The sequence below is a fragment of the Streptomyces sp. NPDC059957 genome (genome assembly GCF_042730015.1).
Taxonomy (GTDB): Bacteria; Actinomycetota; Actinomycetes; order Streptomycetales; family Streptomycetaceae; genus Streptomyces.
Genome location: NZ_JBHWMB010000096.1, coordinates 1 through 25,521, shown reverse-complemented (window position 1 = coordinate 25,521; position 25,521 = coordinate 1). Strand labels below are relative to the sequence as shown.

General features: G+C 72.0%; 27 protein-coding genes. 16 read left to right on the top strand and 11 right to left on the bottom strand.

Features of this window, described 5'->3' with window-relative positions:
- Window positions 1-329: 329 nt before the first annotated feature.
- The 4 genes from ACFWBW_RS37410 (at window position 330) to ACFWBW_RS37395 (ending at window position 3,251) form a co-directional block, all read left to right on the top strand.
- Window positions 330-1,292 carry a zinc-binding dehydrogenase gene (locus ACFWBW_RS37410; protein WP_385382864.1) on the top strand — a complete coding sequence of 321 codons (963 nt, stop codon included), beginning with the start codon at window positions 330-332 and terminating at the stop codon, window positions 1,290-1,292.
- Window positions 1,293-1,393: 101 nt separating this feature from the next.
- Window positions 1,394-1,603 (top strand): helix-turn-helix domain-containing protein, encoded by a 210-nt coding sequence (locus tag ACFWBW_RS37405; protein ID WP_385382861.1) that lies wholly within the window; start codon window positions 1,394-1,396, stop codon window positions 1,601-1,603.
- A complete protein-coding gene (locus ACFWBW_RS37400) occupies window positions 1,603-2,115 on the top strand; it encodes a Clp protease N-terminal domain-containing protein (protein ID WP_385382858.1) in 513 nt (170 codons plus the stop codon). Before ACFWBW_RS37405 ends, ACFWBW_RS37400 begins: the two co-directional genes overlap by 1 nt.
- A 104-nt stretch (window positions 2,116-2,219) precedes the next feature.
- A complete protein-coding gene (locus ACFWBW_RS37395; RefSeq protein ID WP_385382855.1) occupies window positions 2,220-3,251 on the top strand; it encodes an ALF repeat-containing protein in 1,032 nt (343 codons plus the stop codon).
- Window positions 3,252-3,311: 60 nt separating this feature from the next.
- On the opposite strand, the gene ACFWBW_RS37390 is transcribed toward ACFWBW_RS37395, so the two are convergent.
- Entirely contained in the window at window positions 3,312-4,229 is a 918-nt protein-coding gene (locus ACFWBW_RS37390; protein WP_385382852.1) for a helix-turn-helix transcriptional regulator, read from the bottom strand.
- A gap of 1 nt (window position 4,230) precedes the next feature.
- Window positions 4,231-5,166: a DUF4097 domain-containing protein gene (locus ACFWBW_RS37385; RefSeq protein ID WP_385382850.1), complete on the bottom strand. Its 936-nt coding sequence runs from the start codon at window positions 5,164-5,166 to the stop codon at window positions 4,231-4,233.
- Window positions 5,167-5,312: 146 nt separating this feature from the next.
- Here ACFWBW_RS37385 and ACFWBW_RS37380 point away from each other — a divergent pair, with 146 nt between their 5' ends.
- Entirely contained in the window at window positions 5,313-6,122 is an 810-nt protein-coding gene (locus tag ACFWBW_RS37380) for a hypothetical protein (protein ID WP_385382869.1), read from the top strand.
- A gap of 18 nt (window positions 6,123-6,140) precedes the next feature.
- On the opposite strand, the gene ACFWBW_RS37375 is transcribed toward ACFWBW_RS37380, so the two are convergent.
- Window positions 6,141-7,085 carry a LysR family transcriptional regulator gene (locus tag ACFWBW_RS37375; RefSeq protein WP_385382847.1) on the bottom strand — a complete coding sequence of 315 codons (945 nt, stop codon included), beginning with the start codon at window positions 7,083-7,085 and terminating at the stop codon, window positions 6,141-6,143.
- Between the two features lie 206 nt (window positions 7,086-7,291).
- On the opposite strand from ACFWBW_RS37375, the gene snpA reads away from it, so the two are divergent.
- A complete protein-coding gene (gene snpA, locus ACFWBW_RS37370) occupies window positions 7,292-7,951 on the top strand; it encodes a snapalysin (protein ID WP_385382844.1) in 660 nt (219 codons plus the stop codon).
- 281 nt (window positions 7,952-8,232) lie between these two features.
- On the opposite strand, the gene ACFWBW_RS37365 is transcribed toward snpA, so the two are convergent.
- From ACFWBW_RS37365 to ACFWBW_RS37350, 4 genes are all read right to left on the bottom strand, one after another.
- Entirely contained in the window at window positions 8,233-8,817 is a 585-nt protein-coding gene (locus ACFWBW_RS37365; RefSeq protein ID WP_385382841.1) for a dihydrofolate reductase family protein, read from the bottom strand.
- Between the two features lie 167 nt (window positions 8,818-8,984).
- Entirely contained in the window at window positions 8,985-9,584 is a 600-nt protein-coding gene (locus ACFWBW_RS37360) for a GNAT family N-acetyltransferase (protein WP_385382838.1), read from the bottom strand.
- Between the two features lie 158 nt (window positions 9,585-9,742).
- Window positions 9,743-10,789 (bottom strand): family 2 encapsulin nanocompartment cargo protein polyprenyl transferase, encoded by a 1,047-nt coding sequence (locus ACFWBW_RS37355; RefSeq protein WP_385382835.1) that lies wholly within the window; start codon window positions 10,787-10,789, stop codon window positions 9,743-9,745.
- A 96-nt stretch (window positions 10,790-10,885) separates the two neighbouring features.
- Window positions 10,886-12,292 carry a family 2B encapsulin nanocompartment shell protein gene (locus ACFWBW_RS37350; protein WP_385382832.1) on the bottom strand — a complete coding sequence of 469 codons (1,407 nt, stop codon included), beginning with the start codon at window positions 12,290-12,292 and terminating at the stop codon, window positions 10,886-10,888.
- Between the two features lie 224 nt (window positions 12,293-12,516).
- Here ACFWBW_RS37350 and ACFWBW_RS37345 point away from each other — a divergent pair, with 224 nt between their 5' ends.
- The 4 genes from ACFWBW_RS37345 to ACFWBW_RS37330 all read left to right on the top strand — a co-directional run bounded on the left by ACFWBW_RS37345 (window position 12,517) and on the right by ACFWBW_RS37330 (window position 16,009).
- Window positions 12,517-12,969 (top strand): RrF2 family transcriptional regulator, encoded by a 453-nt coding sequence (locus ACFWBW_RS37345; protein ID WP_385382829.1) that lies wholly within the window; start codon window positions 12,517-12,519, stop codon window positions 12,967-12,969.
- A 175-nt stretch (window positions 12,970-13,144) separates the two neighbouring features.
- Window positions 13,145-14,341: a globin domain-containing protein gene (locus ACFWBW_RS37340; protein ID WP_385382826.1), complete on the top strand. Its 1,197-nt coding sequence runs from the start codon at window positions 13,145-13,147 to the stop codon at window positions 14,339-14,341.
- 92 nt (window positions 14,342-14,433) lie between these two features.
- On the top strand, window positions 14,434-15,024 hold the full coding sequence (locus ACFWBW_RS37335) for an N-acetylmuramoyl-L-alanine amidase (RefSeq protein WP_385382823.1): 591 nt from the start codon (window positions 14,434-14,436) through the stop codon (window positions 15,022-15,024).
- 76 nt (window positions 15,025-15,100) lie between these two features.
- On the top strand, window positions 15,101-16,009 hold the full coding sequence (locus tag ACFWBW_RS37330) for a 1-aminocyclopropane-1-carboxylate deaminase/D-cysteine desulfhydrase (RefSeq protein WP_385382820.1): 909 nt from the start codon (window positions 15,101-15,103) through the stop codon (window positions 16,007-16,009).
- Between the two features lie 72 nt (window positions 16,010-16,081).
- On the opposite strand, the gene ACFWBW_RS37325 is transcribed toward ACFWBW_RS37330, so the two are convergent.
- Window positions 16,082-17,659, bottom strand: coding sequence for a Na+/H+ antiporter (locus tag ACFWBW_RS37325; protein WP_385382817.1), 1,578 nt, complete (start codon window positions 17,657-17,659; stop codon window positions 16,082-16,084).
- Window positions 17,660-17,721: 62 nt separating this feature from the next.
- Between ACFWBW_RS37325 and ACFWBW_RS37320 the strand changes: the two genes are divergently transcribed.
- The 3 genes from ACFWBW_RS37320 to ACFWBW_RS37310 all read left to right on the top strand — a co-directional run bounded on the left by ACFWBW_RS37320 (window position 17,722) and on the right by ACFWBW_RS37310 (window position 19,692).
- Window positions 17,722-17,982 (top strand): UBP-type zinc finger domain-containing protein, encoded by a 261-nt coding sequence (locus ACFWBW_RS37320; protein WP_385382815.1) that lies wholly within the window; start codon window positions 17,722-17,724, stop codon window positions 17,980-17,982.
- 226 nt (window positions 17,983-18,208) lie between these two features.
- A complete protein-coding gene (locus tag ACFWBW_RS37315) occupies window positions 18,209-18,622 on the top strand; it encodes an anti-sigma regulatory factor (RefSeq protein ID WP_214949331.1) in 414 nt (137 codons plus the stop codon).
- Window positions 18,619-19,692: an RNA polymerase sigma factor SigF gene (locus ACFWBW_RS37310; protein ID WP_385382812.1), complete on the top strand. Its 1,074-nt coding sequence runs from the start codon at window positions 18,619-18,621 to the stop codon at window positions 19,690-19,692. Before ACFWBW_RS37315 ends, ACFWBW_RS37310 begins: the two co-directional genes overlap by 4 nt.
- A 6-nt stretch (window positions 19,693-19,698) precedes the next feature.
- Here the strand turns inward: ACFWBW_RS37310 and ACFWBW_RS37305 are convergent, their stop codons facing one another.
- Window positions 19,699-20,133: a hypothetical protein gene (locus tag ACFWBW_RS37305; RefSeq protein WP_385382809.1), complete on the bottom strand. Its 435-nt coding sequence runs from the start codon at window positions 20,131-20,133 to the stop codon at window positions 19,699-19,701.
- 85 nt (window positions 20,134-20,218) lie between these two features.
- On the opposite strand from ACFWBW_RS37305, the gene ACFWBW_RS37300 reads away from it, so the two are divergent.
- Together ACFWBW_RS37300 and ACFWBW_RS37295 are read left to right on the top strand one after the other, a co-directional pair.
- Window positions 20,219-21,184, top strand: a complete 966-nt coding sequence (locus ACFWBW_RS37300) for a diacylglycerol kinase family protein (RefSeq protein WP_266904641.1) — start codon at window positions 20,219-20,221, stop codon at window positions 21,182-21,184.
- Window positions 21,185-21,516: 332 nt separating this feature from the next.
- Window positions 21,517-21,774 carry a WhiB family transcriptional regulator gene (locus tag ACFWBW_RS37295; protein WP_004937597.1) on the top strand — a complete coding sequence of 86 codons (258 nt, stop codon included), beginning with the start codon at window positions 21,517-21,519 and terminating at the stop codon, window positions 21,772-21,774.
- Between the two features lie 159 nt (window positions 21,775-21,933).
- On the opposite strand, the gene ACFWBW_RS37290 is transcribed toward ACFWBW_RS37295, so the two are convergent.
- Both ACFWBW_RS37290 and ACFWBW_RS37285 read right to left on the bottom strand, forming a co-directional pair.
- The gene (locus ACFWBW_RS37290) at window positions 21,934-23,403 is read right to left on the bottom strand and encodes a sensor histidine kinase (protein WP_385382867.1); all 1,470 of its coding nucleotides are present in this window, start codon (window positions 23,401-23,403) and stop codon (window positions 21,934-21,936) included.
- A gap of 383 nt (window positions 23,404-23,786) precedes the next feature.
- Window positions 23,787-24,380 (bottom strand): TetR/AcrR family transcriptional regulator, encoded by a 594-nt coding sequence (locus ACFWBW_RS37285; protein WP_385382806.1) that lies wholly within the window; start codon window positions 24,378-24,380, stop codon window positions 23,787-23,789.
- 312 nt (window positions 24,381-24,692) lie between these two features.
- Here ACFWBW_RS37285 and nagB point away from each other — a divergent pair, with 312 nt between their 5' ends.
- Complete coding sequence (nagB, locus tag ACFWBW_RS37280) at window positions 24,693-25,478, top strand: glucosamine-6-phosphate deaminase (protein ID WP_385382803.1); 786 nt, start codon at window positions 24,693-24,695, stop codon at window positions 25,476-25,478.
- The last annotated feature ends 43 nt before the right edge of the window (window positions 25,479-25,521 follow it).

The window sequence follows — 25,521 nt, the reverse complement described above, 5'->3', positions numbered from 1 at the left end:
GGCAGGGGGTGCTTCGCCCGAACCTCCTCTTCCCCCCCCTCCCCTCTCCTTTTCCCCTTGTTTGCGCGTCCCCCATGCCCCCCCCCCCCCCCCGCCGGCGTTTGAGGCGACCCTTCCAGCCCCGCCGGCGTTTGAGGCGCGGGTCTGGGCGGAGCCCAGGGAACGGTGGAAGGGCGGGTAGGGGACGACCCCCGCAGGGCCCCGCCCCGCCAGGGGCCGGGGCACCACTGCCCGCAGGGCCGGGGGGCGACCCCTCGGGGACGCCCGAGGGCCCGTCCGGCCGGGGCGGGCCCTGGATCCCCGGGCTACCGCCCGGTAGCCTCGCGGCCATGTTCGCTGCCTACGCTGCCCGAATCGACCGTGACCAGCCCCTGAACGGCCTCGTGCTGGGCGACCGCCCGGCCCCCGAGGCCCGCCCCGGCTGGGTGACCGTGAACGTCAAGGCCGCCTCCCTCAACCACCACGACCTGTGGTCGCTGCGCGGGGTCGGTCTCGGGGAGGAGAAGCTCCCCATGATCCTCGGCTGTGACGCCGCCGGGATCGACCAGGACGGCAACGAGGTCGTCCTGCACTCCGTGATCGGCCAGACCGGCCACGGGGTCGGCCCCGACGAGCCCCGCTCGATCCTGACCGAGCGCTACCAGGGCACCTTCGCCGAGCAGGTCACCGTCCCCGCCTGGAACGTCCTGCGCAAGCCCGCCGAGCTCTCCTTCGAACAGGCCGCCTGCCTGCCCACCGCCTGGCTCACCGCGTACCGGATGCTCTTCACCAACGCCGGCGTCCGCCCCGGCGACTCCGTCCTGGTCCAGGGCGCGGGCGGCGGGGTCGCCACCGCCGCCATCGTCCTCGGCAAGGCCGCCGGCCTGCGGGTCTTCGCGACCAGCCGGGACGAGGCCAAGCGCAAGCGCGCGGTCGAACTGGGCGCCGTGGAGGCCTACGAGCCCGGCGCGCGGCTCCCCCAGCGGGTCGACGCCGTCATCGAGACCGTCGGCGCCGCCACCTGGTCGCACTCGGTCAAGTCCCTGCGCCCCGGCGGCACCCTGGTCATCTCGGGCGCCACCAGCGGGGACCGCCCGGCGCACGCCGAGCTGACCCGGATCTTCTTCCTGGAGCTCAAGGTGGTCGGCTCGACGATGGGCTCGAAGGACGAGCTGGAGGACCTGCTGTCCTTCTGCGCGGCGACCGGGGTGCGCCCCGTGATCGACGAGACGCTGCCGCTGGACCGGGCCCGCGAGGGCTTCGCGAAGCTGGAGTCGGGCGACCTCTTCGGCAAGATCGTCCTCACCGTCTAGCCGCGGAAGCCTCAGACACCACCACCAACACAACCACCGCCACCACCGCCGATGTCAATGTGGGTTGACACCCTCCCGTGCGTCAACCTACATTGACATCCATGACGGAAGCTACCGATCTGGCCGAGCGTGCCGGTGACCGCGACCCCCGCGTGGGCCTGCGCTCCGTGGCCGCCCTCCGACGACTGCTGGAGCAGCTGGAGGCAGTACAAGTACGCGGGGCCCGCGCGCAGGGCTGGTCCTGGCAGGAGATCGCGGCCGAGCTGGGCGTCAGCCGGCAGGCCGTACACAAGAAGCACGGGAGGCTCTGATGTTCGAACGCTTCACCAAGGACGCCCGCTCCGCCGTGACGGGCGCGGTCACCGAGGCCGAGCGGACCGGGGCGCAGCGCGTCGGCGAGGAGCACCTGCTCCTCTCGCTGCTGGCATTGGGCGCACTCGACCCCTTGGGCCTCGACCGGACCGCGATCTCCGACGACCTCGCGGCGGCCCGCCGCCGGGGCGGGATGTCCAAGGCCGACGAGGAAGCCCTCGCGGGCCTCGGCATCGACCTCACGGAGATCGTCTCCCGCATCGAGGAGACCCACGGCGAGGGCGCCCTGTCCAACCCGGCCCCCCGGAGCCGCTCCGGCCGCACCCGCTTCACGCCGGGCGCCAAAAAGGTCCTGGAGCAGTCCCTGCGCATCGCCCTGGGCCGCAAGGACCGGCACATCTCCACCCTCCACCTGTTCCTCTCCCTGCTCTCCCGCCCCGGCACGCCCGCCGAGGTCCTCGCCGACCACGGGGTCACCTACGCGGGAGCCGAGACGGCCCTGGCGGACTGAGAAGCGGGTCACACTCCCCCACGTTCTTCGATGCGCCGTACAACCATCCGTGCGGCCCACGGGTCATGCCCTGCGAAAGAACGTTCTCCACTGGGGGTTTTGCCGTGAAGTTGTCCCGGATCGCCGCGGCGGTCACCGTTGCCGCGCTGGCCCCAGCCGTGCTCCTGTCGTCCCCGGCCTTCGCCACCGGCGGAGAATCCACCGTGCCCGCCAGTTCTACGGCCCCGACCGCGCCCGAGCAGCCCGCGGTGGTGCAGCCGCCGGCCGAGCAGCCGGACGAGAGTCAGGCCGAGAAGGACCGCAAGACGATCCTCGCGATCATCGCCGACCCGATGGCCAGCGAGCACATGAAGGAAGCGGGCCGCAAGGCCATCGCGGACGGCCCCGCGGCCATGCGCAAGTTCATCGAGACCGACCAGCACTCGATCCGCATCGACGACTACCGGATCCTGATCCTCCGCCTCCTGAACGGCGCCGGTCCCGGCCTGAAGGAAGGCATCAACGCGGTCCTCAGCGATCACGGCTCGAACCTGGAGAAGCTGCGCCACTTCTACGAGGTCACCCAGCACGAGCTGCGCGACGACGACAACAAGGTCGCCATCTCCAAGCTGATCAACGGCGCCGGTCCCGGCCTGAAGGAAGGCGCCAAGAAGGCACTCAAGGGCACCCCCGCCGACCGCGTGGAGTTCCTGAAGACGGGCCAGCACCATCTGCGCGACCAGGACAACCGGGTCGCGATCGCCCAGATCATCGACGGCGGCGGCCCCGAACTGGTCAAGGCGGGCCGTGCGGCGCTCAACGGCACCCCCGCCGACCGCGTGGAGTTCCTGAAGACGGGCCAGCACGAGGCGCGCGCCAAGGACAAGAAGGCTCAGGAGGACAAGGACAAGGAGGAGGGCAAGCAGCCGGACGAGACCGCCCCCGCTCCCACTCCCACTCCCACCCCGACTCCCGCCCCCGGGTCTTCCGGCGCCGGGAACACCGCCGTCACCCCCCAGGGCGGTGGCAGCGGCCCCCTCGCCGCGACCGGTGCCGGTGACACCGGCTGGATCGTGGGCGGTGCGGGCACCGCGCTCGTCGCCGGCGCGGGCCTCCTGCTCGCAACCCGGATGCGTCGCACCGCCTCCGAACGCTGACCCGGATCCTCGCCCCGGCCGTACGGGGGTCGGCCGCGGCGAGGACCCGAAGGAGACGGCCTAGCCCTGCGGGCCGAGGGCCGAGGCGATGCGGGCGGCCGCCTCCGCCAGGTGGGTGCGGGCCTGCGCCAGCTGGTCCTCGCCGATGCCCCGGTCGCGGGCCGCGTCACGGATGTCGTCGCGGAAGCGGTCCAGCAGCCGGTCCAGGTCACGGGCCGGGTCCCCCGTCGTCGGTACGTCCCGCGCCCAATCCGCGTCGGGAGCGGACGCCGGGGCGGCTGACGGAGCCGCCGACGGAGCGCCGGGCGCAGTGGGCGGCGGCGTCGGGCCGGGGCCTCCGAGCCATGCTCCCGCCAGGTTGCCCAGGACCCCGCCCGACTTCGCGAACTGCTCCTGCAGCTGGCCGGCGATGCGCTGGACCTCCTCACGGGCCCGCTCCTGCGCCTCCTTGGCCTGACGGCGTGCCTGCTGGGCCTCTTCGCGGGCCCGGCGGCTCTCGTCCTTCGCGCGGCGCGCCTGTTCCTTCCACTCGGCCTTCGCCTTGCGGAACTCCTCCTTGGCCGCCGTCCAGGGCTCGCCCTCCACCTGCGCGGCCGACGCGCTGGCCGCGGCCCGCAGTTCGCGCCGCAGGTCGCCCGCCGCGCCGCTCACGTCCGCGCGGATCTCGGCGGCCAGTTCGGAGACCGAGTCGCGGATCTCCAGCTCCAGGTCGGCCAGTTCGCCGCCGCGGTCGGCCAGTTCGGCGCGGCCCGCGTCGGTGATCGAGTACACCTTGCGCCCGCCTTCGGTCGCGTGCGTGACCAGGCCCTCGGTCTCCAGCTTGGCCAGGCGCGGATACACCGTGCCCGCGGAGGGCGCGTACAGCCCCTGGAAGCGCTCCTCCAGCAGACGGATCACCTCGTACCCGTGGCGCGGAGCCTCGTCGAGCAGCTTGAGGAGGTAGAGCCGGAGGCGGCCGTGGGCGAAGACGGGCGGCATGTCAGAGCACCTTCTTGTCGAGCGCGAGGGGGGCGGCCTGAGCGCCGGCCGGGTCGGCGGCCGGGCGGCGCAGCAGCGCGATGGAACCGGAGACGGTGGTGGCGCGCAGCGTGCCGGCGCCGGCACCCAGGGTGCCGGTGATCCGCTTGGCGCCCAGCTGGCCGGAGACCTGCAGGTCCTCGAAGGCGTTGGAGACGCCGCCGGTGGCGGTGTTGGCCTCGACGCGGGCGTCGGCCGGGTGCGGGAGGCGGACGGCGACCTGCCCGGATACGGAGGTGAGGGAGATGTCGACCGGTCGCGGCTCCGGCCGGTCGTCGAGGGCGAGGTCGATCAGCATGTCCCCGCTGACCGAGTCGGCCCGTACGTTGCCCACGGCGCCGTCGACGACCGTCAGGCCGCCGGACACGGAGTGGAAGCCGAACTCGCCGGTCACGGACTGGGCCTCGACCCCGCCGGAGACCGTGTGCGTCCTGACCTTGCCGGAGAGGCCGACGAGCGTGGTCTCGCCGGAGACCCCGTGGATCTCGGTGCCGCCCTCGATGCCGGACACGAAGACGGTGGCGCCGACCCTGGCCAGCTGGACGTGGGCGGCGGCCGGGACGGTGAGGGTCACGGTCGCACTGCGCTCCCACGCCTTGCGGCCGAAGCCGCCGGCGGACCAGGCCTTCCAGGGCTTGGCCTCGAACCACTCCTTGAACCCCTGGGATCCGTTCCAGGGAAGGTCCTCGTAGGAGACGGTCAAGACGCCTCCCTCCTGCACCACGTGCAGGGGCGGGCCGTCGACCTCGGACACCTCCAGGCGGGCCGGGCCCTCATCGGCGGCGACGACGTTGACCGTGCCGCCGACCACCCTGACGCGGACCTCGGTCACCGGCTCCTCGAAGGCGAGCTTCTGCGGTTCGGCCACCGACCACGTCTTCTGCGCTGCCTCTGCCATGGTGCTGATCCTCCTCGGCGTACGTGCACGCAACATATCGCGTCTTCTGACTAACACGATATATCGCGGTTGCGGGAAGTCAAGCGCCTCAAGATGATCCAAAATCATCACTTTGGGCCGATTTGGCTTAGCGTGTGGGCATGCCGATCTCCCAGACCACGGCGGGCGGACTCCTCCTCTGCCGCGCCGAGCCCCTCGCCGCCCGACCCGCCGCGCACATCCTGCGCGAACGCCTGCTGCTGGCCCCCGCCGGCGAATGGAGCGTGCTGGTACCCGAGGCCAAGCCCTGGCTCGGCGGCGCGGAATCCGTGGCCGAAGTCCTGGCGGGCTGGGGTGCGGCGGTCGCGCTGAGCTCCAACTGGCCCGTGCTGAGCCTGTGGTGGGAAGAGGGCCGGACCGGCTTCGTCCTCTCCTCCGGATTCCGCCGGTCCGCGGCCTACGAGTGGGACGCGGCGGGCCGCCCGCACGGCGAGCCGGATCCGGGCGCCATGCGAACGCTGGCGGCCCGGCTCGGCCTGGACCCGGTCCTGGACCTGGAGGAACTGGAGCGCCTCACCCGACCCGACGAGGCGGCGGACGGCGAGACCCGGCTGCTCGGTGTCATCGCCCTGCTGGCCCGCGCGGGGCTGGCGCTGCCGCCGGGCCTGCACCCGGGCGAACCGGCCGACCGGCTGCGGGAGGCGGCCCGGGTCGCGCCGGCGGCGGAGCGGGTGGAGTGGGCGGGCTGGCGCGACACGGTGCGGGCGGAGCTCGCGGTGGTGGAGGACAGCCCCCTGGGCCCGTGGCTCCGCGGCCCCAAGGCACGCCTGGCCGGCGCCGCCCAACTGGCCGCCGGAGCCCCCCTGATGATCTGGGCGGCCCGCCGCCGCAGCCCGGGCTGGCTGGCCGCGGGGACCGTCCTGGTGACCCACGGCGCGGCCGCCCTGGCCTACGACCGGGCCCGCCGCCGCGTCTAGGCCGTCTCTACGCCGCCTCTACGCCGCCAGCAGCGGGCTCGCGTTGCGGCGCAGCCAGGCGCGGTAGGGCGGAGTCCCCAGCGCCGCTTCGCGGTAGGCCGCGCGGAGGTCCTCGTACACCCCCTCGGACACCTGCGCGTGCACCCCGGGGCGGGTCGCGAGGAGGAGGCGTACGGCGAGCGGGTCGCCCGAGAGCGGCCTGATCGCCATGTCCTCGCGCACTCCGGAGGTGGGCTGGCAGGGCGCGACTGCCTCGCCGGAGACGATCAGCGAGGCGGCCGTGTGGTAATCGGCGTGCAGCAGGGGCGGGTCGAGGCCGGCGCCCGCGAGGACCCGGCGCAGGCCGTCCCACTCCCCGTCCACCGACGGGTCCACGGTCCACCGGTCGGCGGCGAGGTCGCGCAGCTCCACCACGGAGCGGGCCGCCGCCGGATGGTCCCGGGACATGGACACGAACTGCGGCTCGCGCTCCATCAGCACTCGTAACTCCAGCCCGGGGGGCACCCGCAGCGGGCTGCCCTCCACCTCGTGCACGAAGGCCACGTCGAGCCGGCCCGCGGCCGTCATGCGCAGCAGGGCGTTGGCGGACACGTCGACCATCAGGTCGGTCTCCGTGTCGGGCAGCCGCCGGTGCAGCCGCCGCAGCCAGCCGGGCAGGGCGCGGCTGGCCGTGGATCCAATCCGCAGCCGGGGCCCCTGGGACAGCGCCCGGGCCTCCGCGACGAGGGCGGCCATCTCGGCCAGGAGCGGCCGCGCCCGCCCGAGTATGGTGCGCCCGAAGGGAGTCGGCCGGCATCCGGTGCGCTCGCGCAGGAACAGCTCCCCGTCCAGGGCGCGTTCGATGCGCCGCAGCTGGGTCGTCAGAGAGGGCTGGCTCACGCCGAGCTGCCGGGCGGCCTTGTGCAGGCTGCCGGCGTCGGCGATGGCGCACAGGGCGCGCAGGTGCCTGACCTCAAGCTCCATGCCCCGAGAGTAGGCCGGGGCGAGCCGACCGCACCAGTAACCGGTATCCCCTCGAATCCCGCCATTCTCTTGGCAGTTGGACTTCCGAAATCCCCCCGATAACCCGGCGCTATCGGGGTCTGACATCATCCGCCGGCCACTCCCGCTCCCGCAGACTCCGGTACCGAACGACCCCCCACCGCACCGGATGAGCAGGAGTCCCCCACATGCGCCACTCCCGCAAGACCACTCTGTCCGCCGTCGGCCTCGGCATCGCCGCCGTCCTCGGCGCCGTCGTTCCGGGCACGACCGCCACGGCCTCGGCCGGCGCCGGCAGCCCGAGCACGTACGCCGCGTACGAGCAGTCGAAGGAGAACCAGGCCGCCAACCGCGCCTTCTTCGAGGCCGTGCAGCGCTCGGTGGCCCAGCAGCGCGCCGCGACCCCGGGCCTGGCTGCCGTGACCGTCACCTACAACACCCGCAACGCACCGAGCTTCCGCACCCAGATAGCGCGCTCCACGCAGATCTGGAACAGCTCGGTGACCAACGTCAAACTGCAGGAGGTGTCCTCGGGCGGGAACTTCGCGTACTACGAGGGCAACGACTCGCGCGGTTCGTACGCGAGCACGAACGGCCACGGCCAGGGCTACATCTTCCTGGACTACCGGCAGAACCAGCAGTACAACTCCACCCGCGTGACCTCGCACGAGACCGGTCACGTGCTCGGCCTGCCGGACCACTACTCGGGCCCGTGCAGCGAGCTGATGTCCGGCGGCGGCCCCGGCACCTCCTGCCAGAACGCCACCCCGAACTCCGCCGAGCGCTCGCGCGTCAACCAGCTGTGGGCGAACGGCCTCGTCGCGTCCGGTCTGGACGCGAAGGGCTAGGACCCCTCGGGCCCGGCCCCCTCGGGCCCGGCCTCCGCAGGCCCGGGCACCTCGGGCTCGTACGCCGTGCACTCCGGGTTCCTGCAGGGACCCGGAGTCCATGTCGGGACGAAGATCCCCAGGGATTTGCGCCGTCCGACCATCGTGTCGACGGAGCTCCCGCAGGCCGGGCACGACTGCTGGTCGTGTCCGGCCCGCGGGGCGACCGTCCCGCGCCTCTGCTGTTCCCGCTGTTCACCGGCCATACCTCCACGGTAGGCCGGTTTCGCCGCTTCGGCGGGTCAGCGCGTGACCGCGTACGAGGTGACGACCTGGCCGCCGCCGAGGGCCTGGACCCCGGTCAGCTCCAGCGGCCGCGCCCCGAAGCCGGCGCGCGACATCGGCATGCCGGTGCCGACGAAGACCGGGTACGTCTTGACGACGAACTCGTCGATCTCGTCGATCAGCTGTCCCGCGAGGTCCGCCCCGCCGCACAGCCAGATGCCGAGCCCGTCCTCGGCCTTGAGCGCACGGACCTTCTCCACCAGATCCCCGTCGATCAGCCGCACCGCCGGGTCGAGCGTGGTGGTGAGCGAGCGCGAGACCACGTACTGCTCGCGCATGTGCCCGTACGGGCTGGTCAGGCCCAGCTTGAGGCCGGGCTCGTACGTGCCGCGCCCCATGAGCACCGTGTCGAAGTGCTTGGCTTCGGCGTCCTCGATCCCGAGCTGGGCGCGTCCCGGGGTGGAGATGGTCTCCGGGTACTCGGCCTTGAGGAAGTCGATGAACTCGCCGTCGAGGTAGCCGTAGATGAAATCGGCATCGCCGTCCGGGGCTCCGATGAAGCCGTCGACCGAGGTGGCGATGAAGTACGTGAGCTTGCGCAAGCGATTCTCTTCCGTCCGACAGTGCACCCCCATTGAGGCACGTCGATCAAAGTACTTCAGATGAAGTGGTATCACAAGGGGGAATCCGCCGACGCCCGGGGATCACCCCCGCTTGCGCCACGGATCACCGCCTCCTGCGCCACGGACACCGCCGCTCGCGCCACGGATCACTGCGGCTTGCGCCACATCGGCCACATCAGCGGCCCGTCCGGCAGCCGCACCGCCTCGCCCGTGAACTCCCAGCCCAGTCGCTCGTACAGCCCCTTGCTGCGCTCGCTGCTCGCCTCCAGATACGCGGGCACCCCCTCGCGGTCGCAGCGCTCCAGCACCGGCCGGATCAGCTCCGTGCCCAGCCCCTCGCCCTGCCGCCCCGGGGCGACCGCGATCATCAGCAGGTACTCGTGCTCCTCCGCCATCGGGTGCACCGCGCCCGTGAGCCGGCCCACCAGCTCGCACCGCTCGTTGTCCGGGTCGGCCACCGCCCGCATCTTCGCCGGGACCTCGTCCTCGACGTGCTCCGCGTCCGGATCGCCCGCCGGGATCCGCAGCCACAGCGCCGCCGCCGAACCGTCCACGGCGTAGTCGATCCGCCCCTCGGCCAGGGCCACGTCCACGAAGACGCCCAGGAACTTCCCGTGCACCGCGGCCCGGTGCTCCGGGTCCGGGAACACCCAGCTGCTCACCGGATCGCTGCGGAAGGCCTCGTCGAGCAGCCGCGCCACGGCGTCCCGGTCCGATCGACCGGCTTGACGTATCTCCAGCACCATGGGTCACACCCTTCACTTCACTCACGCGTCAACAACCGTGAGCGATCCTAGAGTTGACCCACCGACGCAGAAAGGCCTGTTCCGGCACCGTGCGGTGCCGGAACAGGCCTCCCGGGGTCCCCCTCGCGCCCCCTCGCGTCCCCCCTCGCCCTACGCGGTCACTTCGTGCGCCGCGTCACGAACTCCGCCAGCGCCAGCAGTCCGCCCGCCGCCCCCAGGTCCGGGACGGCCCGCGCCAGCTGCTGCACCGCCCGCCCCATCCGGTCGGCGGCGTGGGCCTGCGCCCAGTCCCGCCCGCCGGCCCGCTCCACCGCCGCGGCCGCCCTGCCCACGTCGTCCCCGGTCATGGGACCCGCGTACAGCGCTGCCAGCTCCTCCCCCGCCGTGGTGCCCGAGGTGAGGGCGGCCACGACCGGGAGGGACTTCTTGCGGGCCAGCAGATCGGCTCCGGCGGGCTTTCCGGTGTGACCGGGGTCCCCCCAGATGCCGATCAGGTCGTCGATGAGCTGGAACGCCAGCCCGGCCTCCCGGCCGAAGGCGTCCATGGCGTCGACCTCGTCCGGACCGGCCCCCGCGTACAGCGCGCCGAGCGCGCACGCGCAGCCCAGCAGGGCACCGGTCTTGGCCGTCGCCATGGTCAGGCACTCGTCGAGCGAGACGCTGCGGCGCTGCTCGAAGGCGCAGTCCGCCTGCTGGCCCGCGCACAGCTCGACGATGCAGGCGGCGAGCCGCGCCGAGGCGGCCGCCGAGGCCGGATGCGGGTCCTCGGCGAGCAGCCGCAGCGCGAGCGCCATCATGGCGTCGCCCGTGATGATCGCGTCCGGGGTGCCGAAGACCGTCCAGGCCGTCGGCCGGCCGCGCCTGCGCACGTCCTTGTCGATGACGTCGTCGTGCAGCAGCGTGAAGTTGTGCGCCAGCTCCACGGCCACGGCCGGCCGTACGGCCTCCCCGGCCGCGCCGTCCCCGCGCAGGGCCTGCGCGGCGGCGAGCACAAGGGCGGGCCGGATGGCCTTGCCGGTGCTGCCCGCCGCCGGGGTGCCGTCCTCGTGCTCCCAGCCGAAGTGGTACATCGCCACGCGCCGCATCGAGCCGGGCAGGCTCTCCACGGTGCGGCGCAGTTCCGGGTTGACCGTTTCCCTCGTCCGCTCCAGCAGGACGGCGGCTTCCTGCCCCTCGCTGGCGGTGATCGCCTCAGTGGTCGACATGGCGTGTGCGCTCCGTCCCGTGCTGTCCCGTCCTGCCTCGTACCCTTCGCTGCGCCGCCGGCTCCGGTGTCGGCTCCGGCGCAGGCTCGGGCCGGGTCAGCGCCAGCGGGCGATCTCGACGTTCTCCAGGACGCCGAGCGCGTCCGGCACCAGCACCGCGGCGGAGAAGTAGGTGGTGACCAGGTACGAGATGATCGCCTGCTCGCTGATCCCCATGAACCGCACCGAGGTGCTCGGCTCGATCTCGTCCGGGATGCCGGGCTGGTGCAGGCCGATCACGCCCGACTCGTCCTCGCCGGTGCGCATGCAGAGGATGGAGGTCGTACGGGCGTCGCTGATCGGGATCTTGTTGGACGGGAACATCGGGACCCCGCGCCAGGCCGGCACCCGGTGCCCGCCGATCTCGACCGACTCCGGGTACAGCCCGCGCTTGTTGCACTCGCGCCCGAAGGCGGCGATGGCCTTGGGGTGGGCCAGGAAGAACTTGGAGCCGCGCCGCATGCTGAGCAGCTGGTCCATGTCGTCGGGGCTGGGAGCGCCGTCGTGGGACTGGATGCGCTGGTCGTAGTCGGCGTTGTGCAGGAGGCCGAAGTCGCGGTTGTTGAGCATCTCGTGCTCCTGGCGCTCGCGCAGCGCCTCGACCGTGAGCCGCAGCTGCTGCTCGGTCTGGTTCATCGGCTGGTTGTACAGGTCGGCCACGCGGGTGTGGACCCGCAGGACCGTTTGTGCAATGGAGAGTTCGTACTCGCGCGGGCGGGCCTCGTAGTCCACGAAGGTGCCCGGCAGCACGGCCTCGCCCTGGTGGCCGGCGGAGAGGTCGATCGCGGCTTCGCCGTACTTGTTGGTGCGCTGCTCCGGCAGGGCCCGTACGGAATCCAGGTGCGCGCGCAGCGAGTCGACCCGGTCGGCGAGGATCTGGAAGTCCTGGCGGGAGAGGACGAGCACGGTGCCGGAGGTGGCGGCGCGGGCGGTGTACTCCCAGATGGCCTCCTCGTCGACGAGGGAGTCCTCGCCGAAGAAGGCGCCGTCGGCGACGGTCTGCAGGACGGCGTCGTCACCGTAGGGACCGGGGCCGATCTGGTCGATGCGCCCGTGGGCGAGCAGGAACACCTTGTCGGCGGGGCTGCCGAAGGAGGTGAGCTCCTGGCCCGGCTCGAAGTCGATCTGGTGGCAGCGCGCGGCGAGTTCGGCCAGCGCGTCGGGGTCGTCGTAGTCGCGCAGCACGGGGAGCTCCCCCAGCTCCGCCGGAATCACCTGCACCTGCGTGCCGGTCTTGATGAACTCCACGATGCCGTTGCCGACGGAGTAGCTCAGCCGCCGGTTGACGCGGTACGTGCCGCCCTGGACGGGCACCCAGGGGAGCATCTTCAGGAGCCACCGCGAGGTGATCTCCTGCATCTGCGGTGCGGACTTGGTCGTGGTTGCCAAGTTCCGCGCGGCCGATGTTCCCAGACTGCGCTGCGGTGCCTGGGTCTCGGATTCGGAACCTGCCTGGACCGACATGTTTTCCCCTTCGATCACTCCATGAATCTGCGGGAGGAGCCTTTCAGCACGGACCGTGGTGGGACCATTACACAAAAGGGTGGGACTACTCCGTTCGTGGCTGGGCACTCTCTTGAGTTCACCTCCCGCCCCACGGGACACTTGGACCCCACCCGTTTCAGCCACCCGCGCGATGGCAGCCGTTTTAATTTGCACGGCGGATGCAAGTTTTCTACGCTGGACCCATGCGGCTGACCCGATTCACCGACCTCGCCCTGCGCGTCCTGATGCGCCTGGCCGTCGCGGAGGCGGACCTCCCGACCACCCGCGACGTGGCGGCGACCATGGAGGTCCCGTACACCCACACCGCCAAAGTGGTCGCCAGGCTGCAGCATCTCGGTCTGGTCGAAGCCCGCCGCGGACGCGGCGGCGGCCTCACCCTGACCCCCGCCGGGCGCGCCGCCTCGGTGGGCGGGGTGGTCCGCGAGCTGGAGGGTGCCGGCGACGTCGTCGACTGCGACGGCACCGTCCCGTGCCCGCTGCGCGGCGCCTGCGTGCTGCGCGGGGCGCTGCGCCGGGCCCAGGAGGCCTTCTTCGCCGCCCTGGACCCGCTGACGGTGAACGACCTGGTGGCAGCCCCGACCGGTCCGCTCCTGCTGGGCATTTCGGGCGGATCGCCGGGGGCCGGAAGGCCCTGACGACAAAGGCCGGATGGCCGGTTCACACCGCCACTGGACCCGCATAGCCTGATCGACGCAGCCCCTTCGAACACAAGTCCGCACCGCAGTGGACGCCCGCAGCCCGCGCGTCATCTCCATAAATACGCATCTCATATTCCAGTTCTGCGCTCCACCCCGACCCGAGGAGTCACCGATGCTTTCCGAGAAGTCGACCGCGACCGTACGAGCCACCCTGCCCGCTGTCGGCGCGGCCATCGGCGAGATCACGGAGCTCTTCTACGGGAAGCTCTTCGCGGCCCACCCCGAACTGATCCGCGACCTCTTCAACCGCGGCAACCAGAACGCCGGCCTCCAGAAGCAGGCCCTCGCCGGCTCCATAGCCGCCTTCGCGACCCACCTCGTCGCCCACCCCGAGGCCCGCCCCGACGTGATGCTGAACCGCATCGCCCACAAGCACGCCTCCCTCGGCGTCACCCGCGAGCAGTACCCGGTCGTCCACAAGCACCTCTTCGAGGCGATCGTGGAGATCCTCGGCGAGGCCGTCACCCCCGAGGTCGCCGAGGCCTGGGACGAGGTCTACTGGCTCATGGCGAACGCCCTCATCGCCATCGAGGAGCGCCTCTACGCCGAGCAGCAGGTCCTCGCCGGAGACGTCTGGCGCGACTGGACGGTCGCCGCCCGCGTCGAGGAGACCGCCGACTGCACCACCTTCCACCTCACCCCGGCCGACGACGCCCCCGCACCCGCCTTCAAGCCGGGCCAGTACGTATCCGTCCAGGTCGAACTCCCCGACGGCGCACGCCAGATCCGCCAGTACAGCCTCTCCAGCGCCCCCGGCTCCCCGGTCCGCTCGATCACCGTCAAGCGGGTCCACGGCCCGGCCGCCGCCGGCCCCGACGGCGAGGTCTCCAACCACCTGCACGCCCACGTCCGCACCGGCGCCACCCTGCGCGTCTCCACCCCCTACGGCGACCTGGTCCTCCAGGACTCCGGCTCGCCGGTGGTCCTCGCCTCGGCCGGCATCGGCTGCACCCCGATGCTCTCGATGCTGGAGCACCTGGCCGACACCGCGCACACGGCCCCCGTCACCGTCCTGCACGCCGACCGCTCCCCCGCCGACCACGCCCTGCGCACCGACCACCGCGCCCTCACCGGCAAGCTCCCCGACGCCTCGGCGCACTTCTGGTACGAGACCGGCGCCGAGCCCGGCGACCACCAGGGACGCCTCGACCTCACCGCCATCCCGGTCGCCTCCGGCACGAAGGCCTACCTCTGCGGCCCCCTCCCGTTCATGCGGGCGGTCCGCGAGCAGCTCATCGCCAAGGGCGTCGCCCCCGCGGACATCCACTACGAGGTCTTCGGCCCCGACCTGTGGCTCGCCTCGGCGTGAACCATGCGCCGGGTGCGCGCCCTTGCGACGGAACGACCGCCTCCACTAAACGTTGAGTAACCATCCAGCTACTCACAGCCAAGGAGGCGGTCATGTCCGCACCCCTGTCCGCGGACCGGTTCCTGAGGGCCCTGCGGGCCGAGGGCCTGACGGTCGTCGAAGTCGGCAACTGGCGCACCCACAACCGCGACCACAAGGGTCCCTGGGGCCCGGTGCACGGGGTGATGCTCCACCACACCGTCACGCACGGGACCGCGTACACCGTCCAGCTCTGCCGCGACGGCCACGCGGACCTCCCCGGCCCGCTCTGCCACGGCGTGATCACCAAGGACGGCCGGGTCCACCTGGTCGGCCACGGCCGGGCCAACCACGCCGGCGCGGGCGACTCCGGCGTCCTGGCGGCGGTGATCGCCGAGAAGCGCCTCCCGCCCGACCAGCACGCGAACACCGACGGCAACCGCCACTTCTACGGCTTCGAGTGCGAAAACCTCGGCGACGGCGAGGACCCCTGGCCGGCCCCCCAACTCGACGCCATGGCCCGCGCGTCGGCCGCCCTGTGCCGCGCCCACGGCTGGACCGCCCGTTCGGTCGTCGGCCACCTCGAATGGCGCCCGGGCAAGATCGACCCGAAGGGCTTCACGATGGCCTCGATGCGGACGCGCGTCGAGGAGCGCCTGAAGTAGCCGCCCGGTGCGGCCGTCCGGAGCAGACCCGCTCTGACGTGCGACGCGGCGGGTGGGCGCGGCACACAATGGGCGGGTGGAACATCCAGTCGACCCCGCCCCCGACCCGGACCCCGAGCCGGCCCTGCGCCCCCGGCCGGCCTCGCCGTTGCGGGAGGTCCGCGACGAACGGTTCGCCGCGTACGGCGTGCGGCTGCTGCTCAAGCGGGACGATCTGGTGCATCCGGAGCTGCCCGGCAACAAGTGGCGCAAGCTCGCGCCGAATCTCCGGGCGGCCGTCGCGGGCGGGTACCCGGAGCTCGTGACCTTCGGCGGGGCCTACTCCAACCACCTGCAGGCCACCGCCGCGGCAGGCCGGCTGCTGGGGCTGGCGACCGTGGGGATCGTACGGGGGGACGAGCTCGCGGAACGGCCGCTGAACGGCTCGCTCGCCCGGTGCGCGGCGGACGGCATGCGGCTGCACTTCGTGACCCGGTCGGCCTACCGCGACAAGGCCGGGCTCCCCGCGCTGGCGGGCGCCGAGGGGGCCTACGTGATCCCCGAGGGCGGCAGCAACGCGCTCGCCCTGCACGGCTGCGCCGAGCTGGGCCGCGAGCTGAGCGGTGCCTGCGACGTGGCCGCCGTGGCCTGCGGGACCGGCGGCACGCTGGCGGGGCTGGCGGCGGGGCTCGGCGCGGGACAGCGGGCGCTGGGGGTCCCGGTGGTCGGGGGCGGCTTCCTGGAGGCGGAGATACGTTCCCTCCAGACGGCGGCCTTCGGCGGTCCGGCGGGCGACTGGTCACTGGCCGAGGGCTACGCCCACGGCGGCTACGCCCGCGTCCCCGCCCAGCTGGCGGAGTTCGCGGCGGACTTCGAGTCCCGCCACGGCCTGCCGGTGGAGCGGATCTACGTGGCGAAGCTCCTGTGGGCCCTGCTCGCCCTGACCCGCGCGGGCGCCTTCCCCGACGGCACCACCCTGGCGGCGGTCGTCACGGGCCGCCCGTAGCCGGTGGCCCGCCCCGTGCGGGCAGCCGGAGCGAGCACCCTCGCGGCCCGGCCGGCGGCCCGGCCCCGGGCGTCAGCCCGCTTCCTCCCGGTACGCCGCCGCCTCCTCGAGGTCCAGGCGGCGCAGCAGGGCCCGGAGCATTTCGTCGTCGATGCGGCGGGCGTCGCGCAGGGAGACGAAGACCTCGCGTTCCGCCGCGATCATCTCCCCCGCCAGGCGGCGGTAGACGTCGTCCGCGGACTCGCCCGTCACCGCGTTGACCTCTCCCAGCCGCTCCCACACCGCGTTGCGCCGCCGCTCCAGCACCGTGCGCAGCCGCTCCGCGAGCGGGGGCGGCAGCGCGTTCGAGGGGGAGGCCAGGAGTTCCGTCAGGCGGTCCTCCGCCGCCCGCGAGGCCTCGCTCTGGGCCTGGGCCTCCGCCAGGGTCTCGGCGTGGGCGTCCTTGGCCGGCAGCCGCAGCATCCGGATCAGCGGCGGCAGGGTCAGGCCCTGGACCACCAGCGTGCCGATCACGGTGGTGAAGGTCAGGAAGAGGATCAGGTTCCGGTGCGGCACGTCCTGCGGGACGGAGAAGGCGATCGCCAGCGAGACCACGCCCCGCATGCCGGCCCATCCCACGACGACCGGTGCCTTCCAGCTCGTCTCCGGCTCGCGCGCGCGGATCCGCGCCGAGAGCCTCGGCAGGAACGTCGCCGGGAAGACCCAGGCGAAGCGGGCCGCCACCACGACGAGGAACACGACCACCGCGTAGCCCGCCGCGGCCGCGCCCTCGTACTCCCCCAGCCCCTTCAGCACCACCGGCAGCTGGAGCCCGATCAGCGCGAAGACCACCGATTCGAGGATGAAGGCGACCATCTTCCAGACCGCCTCCTCCTGTAGCCGGGTCGCGAAGTCGACCTGCCAGTTGCGGTGCCCGAGGTACAGCGCGACCACCACGACCGCCAGCACTCCCGAGGCGTGCACCCGCTCGGCGGCCGCGTAGGCCACGAAGGGGATCAGCAGCGACAGGGTGTTCTGCAGGAGCGGTTCGCGCAGCTTCGTGCGCAGGACGTGGATCGGGACCATCAAGAGCAGGCCGACCGCGACTCCGCCGACCGAGGCCAGCAGGAACTCCTGGATCCCGTCCGTCCAGCCGGCGCTCGCCCCGACCGCCGCCGCCAGCGCGACCTTGAACGCGGTGATCGCGGTCGCGTCGTTGACCAGGGACTCACCCTGGAGGATGGTCGTGATCCGGTTCGGCAGCCCGAGTTTGCGGGCGATGGCCGTCGCCGCGACCGCGTCGGGCGGGGCGATCACCGCCCCCAGCACCAGCGCCACCGGCAGCGAGAGCCCCGGCACCAGCAGGTACGCCGCATACCCGACGACGAGGGTCGCGAAGAGCACGTACCCCACCGAGAGCAGCGCCACGGGCCGGATGTTCGCCCGCAGGTCCAGGTACGAGCTGTCCACCGCGGCCGTGTAGAGCAGCGGCGGGAGCAGCAGGGGCAGCACGATGTGCGGGTCCAGGCCGTACTCGGGCACGCCCGGCACGTAGGCCGCGGCCAGTCCGGCGGCGACCAGCAGCAGGGGCGCCGGCACCGGGGTGCGCCGGGCCAGGCCCGCGACGACCGCGCAGCCGGCGACCAGCGCCACCAGCGGCAATACCTCCATCGAAGATCACCCTCGCTCGAGTCATGCCATCCCGGCGCCCGCACCTCAGTACGCTGGCCATCATGAGCGAGTGCACCCACGTTCCCGAACTGCCGCGCCCCGAACCGGCCCCGCTTGACCTGACCTGCCCCGAATGTCTGGCGCTCGGAAGCCATCCGGTCCAGCTCCGTCTGTGCCTGGGGTGCGGGCACGTCGGCTGCTGCGACTCCTCCCCCCACCGGCACGCCACGGCGCACCACCGGGAGACCGGACATCCGGTGATGCGCAGCTTCGAACCGGGTGAGACCTGGCGCTGGTGTTTTGTCGACGGTTCGATCGTCTGAGGCGGGGTAGGTCAACCCTCCGCCGGTTCCCCTGATTTGGACCCGCAGACCCCTAGCCACTGTGCGTCCCCATGGGCTTACCATCAGTCACTGGTCGCAGGCACGGCCCTCGGGCCAGCTATGTTCGACGGGGATCTGCACCCTCCGACAGGGGTGCCGCGACACGATCGCCCGGATCGCGATAGCGTCACCGGCGAACAGAGCTCGTACCACCTTGGAGGTGAGGGTGTCCCAGATCGCAGGCGAGCCCGGGACCCAGGACTTCGTGGAAGTCCGGCTGCCCGCTGCGGGTGCCTACCTGTCTGTGCTGCGGACGGCCACGGCCGGCCTCGCGGCACGTTTGGACTTCACCCTCGACGAGATCGAGGACCTCCGCATCGCGGTGGACGAGGCCTGCGCGATCCTGCTCCAGCAGGCCGTGCCCGGCTCCGTCCTCAGCTGCGTCTTCCGGTTGGTCGACGACTCGCTGGAGGTGACCGTCTCCGCCCCGACCACCGACGGCCGGGCGCCGGAGCGCGACACGTTCGCGTGGACGGTCCTCTCGGCGCTCGCCGGGAAGGTCGAGGCCACGGTCGAGGAGAACAAGACGGTGAGCATCAGCCTCTACAAACAGCGCGGCGCGGGACCAGGCCCGGCGTGAGCGGCGGGGAGGTCCCGGTGCGGGGCGGGGATCGGCCCCGGGTAGGACACGAGGTCGACGGCGGCATTCCGGAGCAGCAGCACGCCCGGCCGCACCCGGCTGACACGGATGCGGAAAACGGCTTTTTGGACTCGGCGGAGCGACGGGCGGGCCCTGTGAGCGAGAACCAGCACGACCAAACACTGCCGGTCCAGCCACCGGGGGCCGCTGCCACGGCCCCGCCGGTGGCCCCGGCCGCGGACACATCACTGGCCGCGGAAGCCACCGAAGCCCTGCGGGCTCCGGTGTTCACGGCGCCGGCGCCCCTGCCGGATCCGCGCGACCGCAGCGGCGCGCGGGCCCTTTTCATCGAGCTGCGGGCGCTGCCCGACGGCTCGCCGGAGAAGGCCGAGCTGCGCAACCGGCTCGTACGGATGCACCTGCCGCTGGTCGAGCACCTGGCCCGGCGCTTCCGCAACCGCGGCGAGCCGCTGGACGACCTGACCCAGGTCGCCACCATCGGTCTGATCAAGTCGGTGGACCGCTTCGACCCGGACCGCGGGGTCGAGTTCTCCACGTACGCCACACCCACGGTGGTCGGCGAGATCAAGCGCCACTTCCGCGACAAGGGCTGGGCGGTACGGGTTCCCAGGCGCCTGCAGGAGCTGCGGCTCTCGCTGACCACGGCGACGGCGGAACTGTCCCAGCAGCACGGCCGCTCCCCCACGGTGCACGAACTGGCCGAACGGCTGGGGATCTCCGAGGAGGAGGTGCTGGAGGGCCTGGAATCGGCCAACGCCTACAGCACGCTCTCGCTGGACGTCCCGGACACCGACGACGAGTCGCCGGCGGTCGCGGACACCCTGGGCTCGGAGGACGAGGCGCTGGAGGGCGTCGAGTACCGCGAGTCCCTCAAGCCGCTGCTCGAAGGACTGCCGCCGCGGGAGAAGCGGATCCTGCTGCTGCGGTTCTTCGGCAACATGACCCAGTCGCAGATCGCCCAGGAGGTCGGCATCTCCCAGATGCACGTCTCCCGGCTGCTGGCCCGCACCCTGGCCCAGCTCCGCGAGAAGCTCCTGGTCGAGGAGTAGTACGGGCTATCGGGCCTGTTCCGCGGGCCCGATGCCCAGTGCCTCGGTGGCCTTCTGGTTCACCAGGAGGGCGGCGACGGCCACCGCGGCCAGGGCCAGCGCCACGGCGGCGACCTTCATCCCGCCTCCCGCGGTCCACAGCATCCAGGCGACCGGCAGCGACAGCAGCTGGGTGATCAGCGCCGGGCCGCGGCTCCAGCGGCGGCGCAGGAGCAGCCCGCGCGCCGCGACCAGCGGCAGCGCGGCCAGGACGAGCAGGGTGATCCCGCCAGTCAGGGCCTGCACGGGGTCGGCGCCCCCGGCGACGCCCATGTACAGATCGGCGACGCCGGGCCCGGCCAGGGCCAGTCCCTCCAGCGCGGTGAGCGCGGCGGCCGCGGTCAGCCTGCGGGGCAGCGGTACGGGGGCGGCGGACACGGTGGGGCTGGGCTTCTTACTCACCCCAGCAGGGTAGCCGCGCCCCTCCCGCCCCCGGAGGGGACGGCCAGTATGGGCGGCGCCGGATGGGGTCGGTAGGCTGACGCCCATGCGTGCACTCCTCGTGGCCAACCCAGCAGCGACGACGACCAGTGCGCGCACGCGCGACGTCCTGACCCATGCGCTCGCCAGCGAGATGAAGCTGGAGGCGGTCACCACCGAATACCGCGGCCACGCCCGGGACCTGGGCCGCAGGGCTGCCGAGACCGGCATGGACCTGGTGGTGGCCCTGGGCGGTGACGGCACCGTCAACGAAGTGGTCAACGGGCTGCTGCACGAGGGTCCCGATCCGGACAGGCTGCCCGGGCTCGCGGTGGTCCCCGGCGGCTCCACCAACGTCTTCGCCCGCGCGCTCGGCCTGCCCAACGACGCGGTCGAGGCGACCGGCGCCCTGCTGGACGCACTGCGGGAGCGGCGCGAGCGGACGGTCGGCCTGGGTCTCGCGGCCGGCACTCCGGGTACGGAGGACGAGTCCGTTCCGGCGCGCTGGTTCACCTTCTGCGCGGGCTTCGGCTTCGACGCGGGTGTGGTGGGCCGCGTCGAGCAGCAGCGGGAACGGGGCAAACGTTCGACCCATGCCCTGTACGTGCGACAGCTGATGCGCCAGTTCTGGGAAGAGCCCAACCGCCGGCACGGCATGGTGACGCTGGAGCGGCCCGGCGCGGATCCGGTGACGGATCTGGTGCTGTCGATAGTGTGCAACACGTCACCCTGGACATACCTGGGCAACCGGCCGCTTTACGCCTCCCCGGAGGCGTCGTTCGATACTGCGCTTGACGTATTGGCACTGGACCGTTTGTCAACTCCGGCGGTCGCCCGCTACGCGACACAGCTCCTGACCTCGACTCCTGAGCGCGGTCCGCACGGCAAGCATGCGGTGTCTCTGCACGATCTGACGGACTTCACCTTGCATTCCAAGGTGCCGCTTCCGTTCCAGATGGACGGAGACCACCTCGGGCTGCGCACCAGCGTTCGGTTCACAGGCGTACGCCGTGCACTGCGTGTGATTGTGTGAGCGGAAGGGCCGAAAGGCCTTTCACTCGAACGTTTACACGCCGGTCCACCCCTAGGAAGTAGGGCTGTGACCTAGTAGACACCGACGAATCAAAAAAAACTTTCCGGAAGGGGTTGTATCCCCGTCCGAGGTTTGCGAATCTCTACATGGCGATCGGGACAGCCCGCAGAACCCGGCACCCACACAGACCGCCAGAACCCCTCCACGAATCTCCGGCCTCCCAGGGCGACTTTTTGACCAAACTGGGTGGTCTCCCTTCCCTCACGAAGGGATTCGTGAAAGCGTTCACATTCACAAGCAACCTGCCCGCAATACAAGGAGATGGAGCAGCCATGGACTGGCGTCACAACGCCGTTTGCCGCGAGGAAGACCCGGAACTCTTCTTCCCCATCGGCAACACCGGTCCTGCGCTGCTGCAGATCGAGGAAGCCAAGGCCGTCTGCCGCCGTTGCCCCGTCATGGAGCAGTGCCTGCAGTGGGCGCTCGAGTCCGGTCAGGACTCCGGTGTCTGGGGCGGTCTCAGCGAGGACGAGCGCCGCGCAATGAAGCGCCGCGCCGCTCGCAATCGGGCGCGCAACGCAACCGCCTGACATCGACTTTCGAGCCTCGAGCCGCAGCGCGTAGTACCCATATAAGCGCTCAGCAACGTGCTCTCGAACCCCGTACCGAAAACCATTCGGTACGGGGTTCAGTGCTGTCCGGACCCTTGCCGGGGCCCTTGGCATCACCCTGAGTGACCGGGCGGTGCGCTACTTCTGCGGGCTGGCCGGTATGTCGAGGACGACCTTGGTGCCGCGCGGTTCGGACGCCACCATGTCGAAGGTGCCGCCGAGTTCGCCCTCGACCAGGGTCCGTACGATCTGCAGCCCGAGGTTGCCGGCCCGCTGCGGGTCGAACCCCTCGGGCAGACCGCACCCGTCGTCGACCACCGAGATCAGCAGCCGGGCGTCGTCGCGGCCGCTGCCCGAGCGGGCGGCCGACACCTCCACGGTGCCGCCCTCGCCCTGGGTGAAGGCGTGCTCCAGGGCGTTCTGGAGGATCTCCGTCAGCACCATCGACAGCGGGGTGGCCACCTCCGCGTCCAGGATTCCGAAGCGGCCGGTGCGCCGGCAGTCGACCTTGCCCGGAGAGATCTCGGAGACCATCGCGATCACGCGGTCGGCGATCTCGTCGAACTCGACCCGCTCGTCCAGGTTCTGAGAAAGCGTCTCGTGCACGATCGCGATCGACCCGACGCGGCGGACGGCTTCGTTCAGCGCCTCGCGCCCCTGCGGCGAATCCATGCGGCGGGCCTGCAGCCGCAAGAGCGCGGCCACGGTCTGGAGGTTGTTCTTGACCCGGTGGTGGATCTCCCGGATGGTCGCGTCCTTGGTGATCAATTCACGTTCGCGACGGCGCAGTTCCGTGACGTCGCGGCACAGGACGAGCGAGCCGATCCGGGTGCCCTTGGGCTTGAGCGGGATGGCCCGCAGCTGGATGACCCCTCCGCTGCCCTCGGCCTCGGTCTCGCGCGGGGCCCAGCCGCTGGCGAGTTTGACCAGGGCCTCGTCCACCGGGCCCCGGGAGGGCGCGAGTTCGGAGGTGATGGTGCCCAGGTGCTGGCCGACCAGGTCGGAGGCGAGGCCGAGCCGGTGGTAGGCGGAGAGCGCGTTCGGGGACGCGTACGTCACCACGCCCTCGGAGTCGAGCCTGATCAGGCCGTCGCCGACGCGCGGGGAGGCGTCCATGTCGACCTGCTGGCCGGGGAACGGGAAGGAGCCCGCCGCGATCATCTGGGCCAGGTCGGAGGCGGACTGGAGGTAGGTGAGCTCCAGCCGGCTGGGTGTACGCACAGTGAGCAGGTTGGTGTTGCGTGCGATCACTCCGAGGACCCGGCCCTCGCGGCGCACGGGGATCGACTCGACGCGGACCGGCACCTCCTCGCGCCACTCCGGGTCCCCCTCGCGCACGATGCGGCCCTCGTCGAGCGCGGCGTCGAGCAGCGGGCGCCGGCCGCGCGGGACCAGGTGGCCGACCATGTCGTCCTGGTACGAGGTGGGGCCGGTGTTCGGGCGCATCTGCGCGACCGACACGTACCGGCTGCCGTCGAGGGTGGGAACCCACAGGACGAGGTCGGCGAAGGAGAGGTCGGAGAGCAGCTGCCACTCCGAGACCAGCAGGTGGAGCCACTCCAGGTCGGTTTCACTGAGAGCGGTGTGCTGGCGTACGAGGTCGTTCATGGAGGGCACGTGGCGAGCGTACCCCGGGTACGGGCCATGACTTTCCTCAGCGCGATACTCCGGAGTATCCAGGAGACCCCGCTTCCGCGTAGGGTTGGAGGAAGTGACGGGAACACGGGTCCCGTCATTGGATGGACAGAACAGATTGGTCTAGTCCACAATTGCATCAAAGCTTCCGCCCTCCCCGCACAGGAGGACGGATCGAGGTAAGCCGCGCGCTCTGCCCTGACCGCGCGTCACCTCCCACCGGCTGTCGGGCACCGCACACCCGTCGGCCGTAAGTACTCCGGGCTACGGTGCCGGGCGGGCTGAGGGTCCCGTTCGGCACCGTGGCCCAGAGGAATGCGTGCCCAGGGGTGACGCCACCCCCTACTGCGGCCCCCCTACTGCGGCCAGGCCCGCATGGCGAGCTCCGCCACCGCCTCCAGCTCCTCCCGCCCCGCGCCGTCGCGCGACTGCTGGGACATCCCCTGCAGCACGGCTCCGACGTAGCGCGCCAGCGCCCGGGTGTCCGTACCGGCCGGCAGCTCTCCCGCGGCGACATCGGCCCGGATCCGACTCTCGAACGCCACCAGGTTGGCCTCGCGCCGCATCCGCAGCGCTCGTGCCACCTCGTCCGAGGTGGTGTTGATCGCCGCGCTGATCACCATGCAGCCCCGGGGATGGGCGGGGTCGGTGTAGACCTCCGCCGCCTCGCGCAGGATCCGGCCCAGCGCCGCGCGGGCGGTGGGCTCCTCGGCGAGGGCCACGGCCCCGAAGTCCCCGTAGCGGCCTCCGTAGACCACCACGACCTCGTCGAAGAGCTTGCGCTTGTCACCGAACGCCGCGTAGAGGCTCGGGGCGCTGATTCCGAGCGAGGCGGTCAGGTCGGAGATCGACGTCGCCTCGTAGCCGCGCTCCCAGAAGGCGAACATCGCCTTGTCGAGAGCCGCGCCGCGGTCGAAGGAGCGGGGCCTGCCGCGCTGTCCGGTCACCATGAAGTCATTCTATAGCGGGCGCTATGAAATCCGGCGCCCCCCGGACGCGGCCCAGCGGCGGCCAGGGAGGCCGTGGGTGCCGCCGAGGTGGCCGGAGGCCGCACCTCCGCCCCAGGGGGCGGAGCTCGGCACCGAGGACGGCACAGGGCCCCCGGGCGTCGCGTGCGACCCGCTCGCCGGCGGGCCCGGCCCGGGAGGCCGGGGCGGCGGATCCGGCCCACCATGGAGTGTGCGAAGACCCGGGCAACGGGGCCTCGCCTCTGCTAGATTGGTCTATACCACAACGTCACACTCCAGATCGGCAGGCCCCGCGTGGAAGTTGTCATCGTCCCGGACGCCAAGGCAGGCGGCGAGCTCATCGCGGAGGCCATGGCCGCCCTGGTCCGCCGCAAGCCCGACGCCCTGCTCGGCGTGGCGACCGGCTCTACCCCGCTGCCCATCTACGAGGCGCTCGCCGCCAAGGTGAAGGCCGGACTGGTCGATGCCTCCAAGGCCCGCGTCTGCCAGCTCGACGAGTACGTCGGCCTGCCGGCCGGACACCCGGAGTCCTACCGCGCCGTCGTCCTGCGCGAGGTCGTGGAGCCGCTGGGCCTGTCCCAGGCCTCCTTCATGGGTCCGGACGGCTCGGCGGCGGACATCGTCGGCGCCTGCGACGCCTACGACCGCGCCCTCGCCGAGGCCGGCGGCGTGGACCTGCAGATCCTCGGCATCGGCACGGACGGGCACATCGGCTTCAACGAGCCCTGCTCCTCCCTCGCCTCCCGCACCCGCATCAAGACGCTGACGGAGCAGACCCGCGTGGACAACGCGCGCTTCTTCGACAACGACATAGAGCAGGTGCCCCACCACGTCATCACCCAGGGCATCGGCACCATCCTCGACGCCCGCCACCTGGTCCTGCTGGCCACCGGCGAGGGCAAGGCCGAAGCCGTCGCGCAGACCGTCGAGGGCCCGCTGTCCGCCCTCGTACCGGCCTCCGCGCTCCAGCTGCACCGCCACGCCACGGTGATCGTGGACGAGGCCGCCGCGTCCAAGCTGAAGCTCGCGGACTACTTCCGCCACACCTACGCCAACAAGCCCGCCTGGCAGGGTCTGTAGGCGGTACCGGCAAGCGATGAAGGGCCGGGCACCCCGCAGGGGG

What these genes read in the sequence shown, in the direction of transcription:
- ACFWBW_RS37410 (WP_385382864.1), top strand. Translation starts at nt 330, where the DNA reads ATGTTCGCTGCCTACGCTGCCCGAATCGACCGTGACCAGCCCCTGAAC.
- ACFWBW_RS37405 (WP_385382861.1), top strand. Translation starts at nt 1,394, where the DNA reads ATGACGGAAGCTACCGATCTGGCCGAGCGTGCCGGTGACCGCGACCCC.
- ACFWBW_RS37400 (WP_385382858.1), top strand. Translation starts at nt 1,603, where the DNA reads ATGTTCGAACGCTTCACCAAGGACGCCCGCTCCGCCGTGACGGGCGCG.
- ACFWBW_RS37390 (WP_385382852.1), bottom strand. Translation starts at nt 4,229, where the DNA reads ATGCCGCCCGTCTTCGCCCACGGCCGCCTCCGGCTCTACCTCCTCAAG.
- ACFWBW_RS37385 (WP_385382850.1), bottom strand. Translation starts at nt 5,166, where the DNA reads ATGGCAGAGGCAGCGCAGAAGACGTGGTCGGTGGCCGAACCGCAGAAG.
- ACFWBW_RS37375 (WP_385382847.1), bottom strand. Translation starts at nt 7,085, where the DNA reads ATGGAGCTTGAGGTCAGGCACCTGCGCGCCCTGTGCGCCATCGCCGAC.
- snpA (WP_385382844.1), top strand. Translation starts at nt 7,292, where the DNA reads ATGCGCCACTCCCGCAAGACCACTCTGTCCGCCGTCGGCCTCGGCATC.
- ACFWBW_RS37360 (WP_385382838.1), bottom strand. Translation starts at nt 9,584, where the DNA reads ATGGTGCTGGAGATACGTCAAGCCGGTCGATCGGACCGGGACGCCGTG.
- ACFWBW_RS37355 (WP_385382835.1), bottom strand. Translation starts at nt 10,789, where the DNA reads ATGTCGACCACTGAGGCGATCACCGCCAGCGAGGGGCAGGAAGCCGCC.
- ACFWBW_RS37350 (WP_385382832.1), bottom strand. Translation starts at nt 12,292, where the DNA reads ATGTCGGTCCAGGCAGGTTCCGAATCCGAGACCCAGGCACCGCAGCGC.
- ACFWBW_RS37345 (WP_385382829.1), top strand. Translation starts at nt 12,517, where the DNA reads ATGCGGCTGACCCGATTCACCGACCTCGCCCTGCGCGTCCTGATGCGC.
- ACFWBW_RS37340 (WP_385382826.1), top strand. Translation starts at nt 13,145, where the DNA reads ATGCTTTCCGAGAAGTCGACCGCGACCGTACGAGCCACCCTGCCCGCT.
- ACFWBW_RS37335 (WP_385382823.1), top strand. Translation starts at nt 14,434, where the DNA reads ATGTCCGCACCCCTGTCCGCGGACCGGTTCCTGAGGGCCCTGCGGGCC.
- ACFWBW_RS37325 (WP_385382817.1), bottom strand. Translation starts at nt 17,659, where the DNA reads ATGGAGGTATTGCCGCTGGTGGCGCTGGTCGCCGGCTGCGCGGTCGTC.
- ACFWBW_RS37320 (WP_385382815.1), top strand. Translation starts at nt 17,722, where the DNA reads ATGAGCGAGTGCACCCACGTTCCCGAACTGCCGCGCCCCGAACCGGCC.
- ACFWBW_RS37300 (WP_266904641.1), top strand. Translation starts at nt 20,219, where the DNA reads ATGCGTGCACTCCTCGTGGCCAACCCAGCAGCGACGACGACCAGTGCG.
- ACFWBW_RS37295 (WP_004937597.1), top strand. Translation starts at nt 21,517, where the DNA reads ATGGACTGGCGTCACAACGCCGTTTGCCGCGAGGAAGACCCGGAACTC.
- ACFWBW_RS37290 (WP_385382867.1), bottom strand. Translation starts at nt 23,403, where the DNA reads ATGAACGACCTCGTACGCCAGCACACCGCTCTCAGTGAAACCGACCTG.
- ACFWBW_RS37285 (WP_385382806.1), bottom strand. Translation starts at nt 24,380, where the DNA reads ATGGTGACCGGACAGCGCGGCAGGCCCCGCTCCTTCGACCGCGGCGCG.